General features: G+C 52.9%; 6 protein-coding genes. 1 reads left to right on the top strand and 5 read right to left on the bottom strand.

What is annotated here, in order from left to right; translation table 11 throughout:
• The coding region (locus tag KKF06_01745; GenBank protein ID MBU1616490.1) for a hypothetical protein at positions 1–219 on the top strand (219 nt) is incomplete at its 5' end.
• A 61-nt stretch (positions 220–280) separates the two neighbouring features.
• Here the strand turns inward: KKF06_01745 and KKF06_01740 are convergent.
• The 5 genes from KKF06_01740 to KKF06_01720 form a co-directional block, all read right to left on the bottom strand.
• Entirely contained in the window at positions 281–1,525 is a 1,245-nt protein-coding gene (locus KKF06_01740) for a homoserine dehydrogenase (protein ID MBU1616489.1), read from the bottom strand.
• Between the two features lie 2 nt (positions 1,526–1,527).
• Complete coding sequence (locus KKF06_01735; GenBank protein ID MBU1616488.1) at positions 1,528–2,466, bottom strand: ribose-phosphate pyrophosphokinase; 939 nt, start codon at positions 2,464–2,466, stop codon at positions 1,528–1,530.
• A 37-nt stretch (positions 2,467–2,503) separates the two neighbouring features.
• Entirely contained in the window at positions 2,504–4,135 is a 1,632-nt protein-coding gene (locus KKF06_01730; protein ID MBU1616487.1) for an Ig-like domain-containing protein, read from the bottom strand.
• A gap of 67 nt (positions 4,136–4,202) precedes the next feature.
• On the bottom strand, positions 4,203–5,654 hold the full coding sequence (locus KKF06_01725) for an S-layer homology domain-containing protein (protein MBU1616486.1): 1,452 nt from the start codon (positions 5,652–5,654) through the stop codon (positions 4,203–4,205).
• Positions 5,655–5,733: 79 nt separating this feature from the next.
• On the bottom strand, positions 5,734–6,840 hold the full coding sequence (locus KKF06_01720; GenBank protein MBU1616485.1) for a MiaB/RimO family radical SAM methylthiotransferase: 1,107 nt from the start codon (positions 6,838–6,840) through the stop codon (positions 5,734–5,736).
• Between the last annotated feature and the right edge of the window lie 109 nt (positions 6,841–6,949).

Here is a 6,949-nt window from a genome sequence, read left to right as displayed (position 1 = left end):
TCATCGGGGAAAAATAGGGAGATTTGTGATCCTTCTAATTCATCGGCAGAAGGACTGGCTCGTTATCCCAAACGGTACCTTAACTATATTATTGTACTGCAATCGGAAAAAGTTGTCAATAAGGTATTTACTCCCTCATCCACCATCCCGATATACATCGGGATGGTCCCCCTTCTCCCGCTTAAGCGGGAGAAGGCCGCAATAAAAACGTTCCCGTAACCCTCTCCATCCTCGATGGAGAGGGGGGACCGTCCGCCGAAGGCGAGACGGTGGGTGAGGTTTACAAAATCCTAATCAGATTGTTGACCCGGCTGACGACCGAAAGCTTCTTGATGGCAGAGATCGCCGCCTGGATGTTTTTTTCGACCGACTCGTCGAGCATGATGACCAAAGTGGCCAGGTTACCGACGTTCTCCTTTTGGATAACGGCGGCGATGCTGACGTTTTTTTCGGTAAAAACCCTGGCAATTGTGGCCAAAACCCCGACTTTATCGGAAACCTGGAGGCGCAAGTAGTATCGGGACGAGATATCAGCGATCGGTTTGACCGGCCGCTCCTTGAACTCCCCGCGAAAAACCGGGCTTGCCTGGCCCAACTCAATAATATCGGAAACGATCGCTGAAGCGGTTGGCGCCCCTCCCGCTCCCGGGCCATAAAACATCAGCTCCCCGACCGGAAAACCCTGGACATAGATCGCGTTAAAATTCTTTCTGACCCCGGCCAAAGGATGAGATAACGGAACCAGCGCCGGATGGACCCGGACATCTACCCCGCTGGCGCTGTTTTGGGCGATCGCCAGCAGCTTGATGGCAAAGCCGATCTCCCGCGCGTATAAAATATCTTCTCCGGCAATTTTTTCTATCCCTTCCCGGTAGACCGAGTCCATTTTAACCCTTGCTCCAAAAGCCTCGGCCGCTAAAATAACCGCCTTATAAGCGGCATCATAGCCTTCAACATCTTTTTTGGGATTGGCTTCCGCGTACCCTTTCTCCTGAGCCTCTTTAAGCGCTTCGGAGAACTCTTTCCCCTCTTCAGCCATGGTCGACAAAATGTAGTTGGTCGTCCCGTTGACGATACCAAAGACTCCGGTCAGGTTGTTCCCCGCCAGTTCTTTGCGCAAAGCGGCCAGGATAGGGATCCCGCCGCCGACTGAAGCTTCGTAAAGGATCGAAACATTGCGCCGCCTGGCCGCTGATAGCAGCTCGGGCATATGAAGAGCAACCAGTTCTTTATTGGAGGTAACAACATGCTTGCCGGCAGCCAACGAATCGAGGACAAACTTTTTCGCCGGGTTGACCCCTCCCATCGTCTCGACAATAACCTTAACCTCGGGATCGTTGATCAGCTCGTAAGCGTCGTTGGTCACCGGACAGGCCGCTTTAACCTTGCGGAGATCGCAACCCTTTTTAATTTTGAGCTGGAGGCCGGACCGGGCGGCAATAGAAGCGGAGTTAAGCTTGATCGCTTCCGCGACGGCGGAACCGACTACTCCCAGGCCGATTATCCCGATGTTAATTTGTTTCATGATTAATCAAAAAGCGAACTGATCGATTTGTTCTCGTAATTCCGCCTGATCGCTTCGGCAAGAAGTTCGGCGGTCGACAGCACCTTGAGATTCTTGATCTCTTTATTGACCGGCAAAGTATCGCTGACAATAACTTCGGCAAAGCCGGCCTTGTTCATCCGCTCGACCGCGGGGCCGGAAAAGATCCCATGGGTCGCGGCAATATAAATATCCCTATTGCAGCCTTCTTTGCGCAAAACCTCGACCCCGCTGGTCACGGTCCCGGCGGTGTCGATCATATCGTCAGTAATAATGACCGTCTTGTCTTTAACCTCGCCGACAATGTGGGTGACTTCGGACTGATGGTGGCCGGTGCGCACTTTATGCAGGATCGCCAGGCTCGCGCCGATCCGGTCGGCCAGCTTCTTGGCGACCTTGGCCCGGCCGGTGTCCGGGGCGACAACTACCGGCTCTTTCAGGTTCTTATCCTTCAGGTAGCTGGTAAAAAGCGGGAGAGCGGTCAGCGTGTCGACCGGGATATTGAAAAAGCCCTGGATCTGGTCGGAATGAAGGTCGAGGGTAACGATCCGGTCGGCGCCGGCGGTCTCGAGCAAATTGGCGATCAGCCTGGCGGAGATCGGCTCGCGGGAAGCCGCTTTGCGGTCCTGCCGGGCGTACCCAAAATGCGGGATCACCGCAGTGATCGATTTGGCGGAAGCCCTCTTCATCGCGTCGATGACAATAAAGAGCTCCATCAGGTCTTCGTTGACCTTTTCGGTGCAGGTCTGGATTATGACCGCCGAATGGCCGCGGATGTTATCAAGGATCCGGGCGTAGATCTCGCCTCCGCCAAAACGGGAAAGCTTGATCTCCCCTTTTTTGATCCCAAGATACCGGACGATCTCCCCCCCAAGCGACGGGTGTGAAGATCCGGAAAACACACAAAGGTTCGAATTTTGCATTATTTTTTCCTCCGCGCCAATTATAACATAACGCGAATTAGAATCCGGTCAAGATCACATCGTCCAGGGTTGACCCGACATATGGGGCATTTCCCGACAGGTCAAGGACCGCGCTCCCCATTTTGATCTTGGTGGTAGCGTCCATATCGGTGGTTGTTTCCACCCTCAAGACGCAATAGACCGTCCCGCCGAAGGTGGTCAGCTTGACCGATGAGTTGGCCATAATGGCAACACTAACGATCGAGGTCCCGCCGCCGGCGGTAATGCTAAAGTTGCCGGCCGTCACGGTACTCGCGTCAAGCGGCTCCATAACCCCAAGATAGACGACCTTTTTATTGGCCGTGTCGATCGCCGGCAGATAGCTCCCGTTGTTCACGACCGCGCCCGCATAGCCGTACTTCTTATATGTAGGATCAAAGCGCGGGCCGACCTGGTCGCGGGCGTTGCATTCGGCCGAGACCGACTCAGACTCTCCGTTGAAAGCGACGACTTTGACATAAAGGGGCTGGTTGACCATTGGATAGGTCGGGGTACCGAATGGATCGATCAATGTCGTCCCATATAATGTATTTAAAACGTTGGTCATAGTTAAAGTCGCGTAGTTGGCGGTAACATAATAAGCCGACCCGACCTGGGCGAGCCGGAAATTGTTGGTCGGGTTGTCGGAGAGATAGACCCGGTAACCGGTAATATTTCCGGTCGAAGGGGTCCAGGTCAGGTTAATATTGGTCGCGGCATATATTTCATTATAGTCAGCCCCGCTGGTCGGACTGCTGGTGATCATTTTTCCGCCCGCCCCTGTCCCGATGGTTAGGGCAAGGTTAGTCGGCGCGCTTGGGGTCGCGCCCGAAGCGGTCCGGTAGGTAAAATATAATGATTCTTCAACCACGCATTCTTGCGGTGTTTCGACCGGAACGCCATACCCGCTGCTCGAGTAGGCGATCGCCAAAGAATGGCCGGCGGCATCCTTAACATCGGCAAAGGATTGCGAAGGTTCGCCCGCCAGATAAAGCCGGTACGTTTGGTTGGGCAAGAGCGGGCTGTTTGGGGTCAGGGTCAAAGTGGTTTGGTCGGTTGACCAGGCGGCGCTCATATTAACGGTATCGCCAGCCGCAAAAAACCTGGGACCGGTAGCGGTGATTTTTGGCCGAACGGTTGAAGTATCCATCGCTTTGTTGAAAACCAGAGTGAACGAGGCCGACGTCTCAATCGTCGAATCTTTGGACGGGGTCAATGATTTGATCACCGGATAAGGGGAGAGCTCGATATCCTGGGTATAGAATGAATTATCAAGCACCCCAACGGCAAAACCGAAAGTAAAGGTCCCGACCTCATCTCTTGCCGGCTGATACCCGTCTTTAGTCGAGATTATATAATAGTAACCGGGTTTGACCTTTTCAAAAACATACTCGCCGTTAGCCCCGGTCACGGAGGTTTGGGTCTCGTATGACCCGGACAGGACCACGGTCACACCGGCAACCGGCCCTTTGCGGACCGAGGAATAATACCCGCTGTCGTAGATCCATTCTTTCTCATAAACCGTCCCTTTGATCACCAGGTTTTGCGGGGTCGACTCGGTGGTGGTGATCGTCGGGTTGGTCTGGCCGCAGCTTGAAATAACGACCCCCATTAACAGCAATAAGAACAAACTGAATATCTTTTTTATCATCGCGTTTTCCTCCTATTTATTTAATTCCAAGGAACCGCGAAGTTTATTCGCAGGTTACTTGGAACGCCTACATAATAAAGTATCGGGCAAAGATCATGTTATAGTACCGATTATCACCTCCGGAAAGGATCATTGTTTCTCCAGTTAAGCCAAGAAGCATCGGCCAGCCAAACAGATTGGCATTGATCGACGCTTCATAATCGAACAGTTGAACCGGCTGTCCCAGGACCGATGGAGTAACCTGCACCCTGACGAGCGGGAGAGAATAAAAAGCCCTGATCAAAAGTTCCCTCTCCCAAACGCGGGCGCTGGTCACTACTCCGGCGTTGAAGCCGGCAAAACTGCAGGGGGCTGACTGATTGGCCAGATTAAAGTATTTGCCTCCCAACAGCAGCTTCCCTTTGACCCCAAAGAGGTCGATGATTGGATAAGTGGTGTTGAGCTCCAGCTCATAGCGGTTCTCATTATTAATGACCGCGGAAACAGTGGACCCGCTCCCCGGAACGATATAAACGATCTGATTGTACCCATACTTGCCGGTCAGCTCATAATTACCGGATAGATTGGCCACATTATATGTACTGGCCCAGGTGCCGGAAATAAACCCGCCCCGCCAGTTATTGGTTCCCGAACCCTTTTCATAGACCCCACCCCACCCACCGGACAAGAACGCTTGCGGCCTGGCCGGCATGGCAACCGACCTGGCGACCAGCTCTTTGTCAGGGGAGATAGCGGAGGCTCTCGTCTCGTTACGGAGCCGGGCCAAAACCTCGGGGGAGATGTTGGCCATGGCGGAATCGGCCAGGGTAATGGTTTTGGCCCCGGAGATCGCCAGGTCAAGCCGGGAGACGCCGATGTTCCCCTTGAAATAGGCGAGTTTGTTAGCCAGGTTAACGTACATAATTTTATTTTGCAGGAGAAGCTGGATATCTTTCATCGCCCAATGGTTTTTTTTGACATCTTTGAGCGACGCTTCGCTTGAAGAGAGCGGGAGCGGGAGTTCACAGCGGCCATAGATCATCCGGATAGTTTTCCCCAGGACCAGCGCCATTTCAAAACGGTTGATTGTTTTACCCGGCTTAAACGTCCCGTCCGGATAGCCGGAAAAAAGCTGGTACTTGGTGATCGTCTTAGCCGCGTAAGGATAGGCCCAATGGGTATTCTTGAGGTCCTTAAAACTGATCGATTCCACCTGGCTGTTTGCGGCCAGGGAGACCTGATATTTCTTTTCAAGATAATCGATCGCCCCGCTCACGATCTTGACAAACTCCCCCCTGGTGACGGTTTTTTTGGCTTTAAAAGTCCCGTCCGGATAACCGGCGATGATCTTAAAGTCATTGACCATTTTCATGACGTAATCGTAACCCCGGTCTTTGGGCTTCAGGTCCTTGAAGACGATCTTTTTTGCCGCCTCCGGAGTTGGGGAAGATGGACTAAGCGGCGCGGCTTGCCCTGCGGCGGCCAAGCTCAGGAAAAGAAATAGCGCGGTTAAACAAAGGTTGAATGATTTATTGAACATGGGTTTGTTTATTGTACTTTAATGGAGAAAATAGTTCAACATAATTAACCGCGCAATACCCTCCTCCGGCGGGCAAGAATTACGCGGTTAAATTGGGCTTTGATAGTTTTTTAATCACTCCCCTGACCGTTGCGATTAAACGTTGCAGGCGCGCTTTGATCACCTCTTCTGGCAGTTGTCCGGGAAGACGGGAGGCGGCTGTTTCCGGCCGACCGGAGTAGGCGAACATATTGACCACTGTAAACTTGAATTCCTCGACCGCCCGGAGGGTCCGCTCAAACTCCGCTTCGGTTTCGCCGGGAAAGCCGACAATAAGGTCGGAAATAATCCTGATCCCGGGGACCAGCGAGCGGAGTCTAGAAACCCGGCCGCGGTAATAGTCGAGGTCATACCCCCGGTTCATCGCCTTAAGCACCCGGTCATCACCCGACTGCAACGGCATGATGACCTCTTTATCGACATAAGGAAGGGTGGCGACCGCTTCGATAATCTCGTCGCTCATGTCGCGGGGATGGGAGGTGAGGAAACGGAACACGGGAGACGGAAGACGGGAGTGGATTAGTGGATTAATATTATTTAATAAAGTAGCTAGGCCATATTTATAAGCGTTGACGTTTTGGCCAAGGAGGGTAATATTTTGTGCGCCGGCTTTGATCGCCTGCTCGACCTCGGCCAGGACCTCGTCCATTGCGCGGCTGGTCTCGGGACCGCGAACATAGGGAACGACGCAGTATGAGCAGTAATTATTACACCCGGTCATAATGGTAATGAACACCTCGCTCACCATCGCCTGCGGCGACGGTCCCCCCTCTCCCGCCTTGGCGGGAGAGGGCCGCTTTGGGGAATGAGTGGCCAAAATCCTCCTAAGTTTCTCCGTATTATGCGGGGGGATGAAGAAATCGACATGGGGGAAATCTTTTTTAACATCCCGGCCCGGCTCGGTCACCATACAGCCGCATAACCCGATCAGCACCCCGGATTTTTTTACTCCCTTGAGTGAGGTGACATGCCAGGCGGCCCGGTCCTCTGCCCCCTGGCGGACAACGCAGGTGTTGACCAAAATAAGGTCGGCTTCTTCTTCGCTTCCAACCTCACGATAGCCATACTCCCGCAAAACATCGGCCAATTTCGCGGAATCTGCGACATTCATCTGGCAGCCGTAAGTTTTAATATAGTATCGGCGCATTTTTTCCTTTCATTTAGTGAAATATTTAATCCCGAATTGATTTTTCCGAACGGTTCATAAAATATCGCCGAAACGCGCGGATGCGGGCGCGCGTTTCGGCACTTTTTGA

The sequence above is a fragment of the Candidatus Margulisiibacteriota bacterium genome, from assembly GCA_018822365.1.
Classification (GTDB): Bacteria; Margulisbacteria; WOR-1; order O2-12-FULL-45-9; family XYB2-FULL-48-7; genus XYB2-FULL-45-9.
Note: the sequence above shows the minus strand (reverse complement) of the source record. Positions and strands in the feature narration are given on the sequence as shown.

Coding starts and splice junctions, on each gene's coding strand:
- KKF06_01725 (MBU1616486.1), bottom strand. CDS start 5,654: ATGTTCAATAAATCATTCAACCTTTGTTTAACCGCGCTATTTCTTTTC.
- KKF06_01740 (MBU1616489.1), bottom strand. CDS start 1,525: ATGAAACAAATTAACATCGGGATAATCGGCCTGGGAGTAGTCGGTTCC.
- KKF06_01720 (MBU1616485.1), bottom strand. CDS start 6,840: ATGCGCCGATACTATATTAAAACTTACGGCTGCCAGATGAATGTCGCA.
- KKF06_01735 (MBU1616488.1), bottom strand. CDS start 2,466: ATGCAAAATTCGAACCTTTGTGTGTTTTCCGGATCTTCACACCCGTCG.
- KKF06_01730 (MBU1616487.1), bottom strand. CDS start 4,135: ATGATAAAAAAGATATTCAGTTTGTTCTTATTGCTGTTAATGGGGGTC.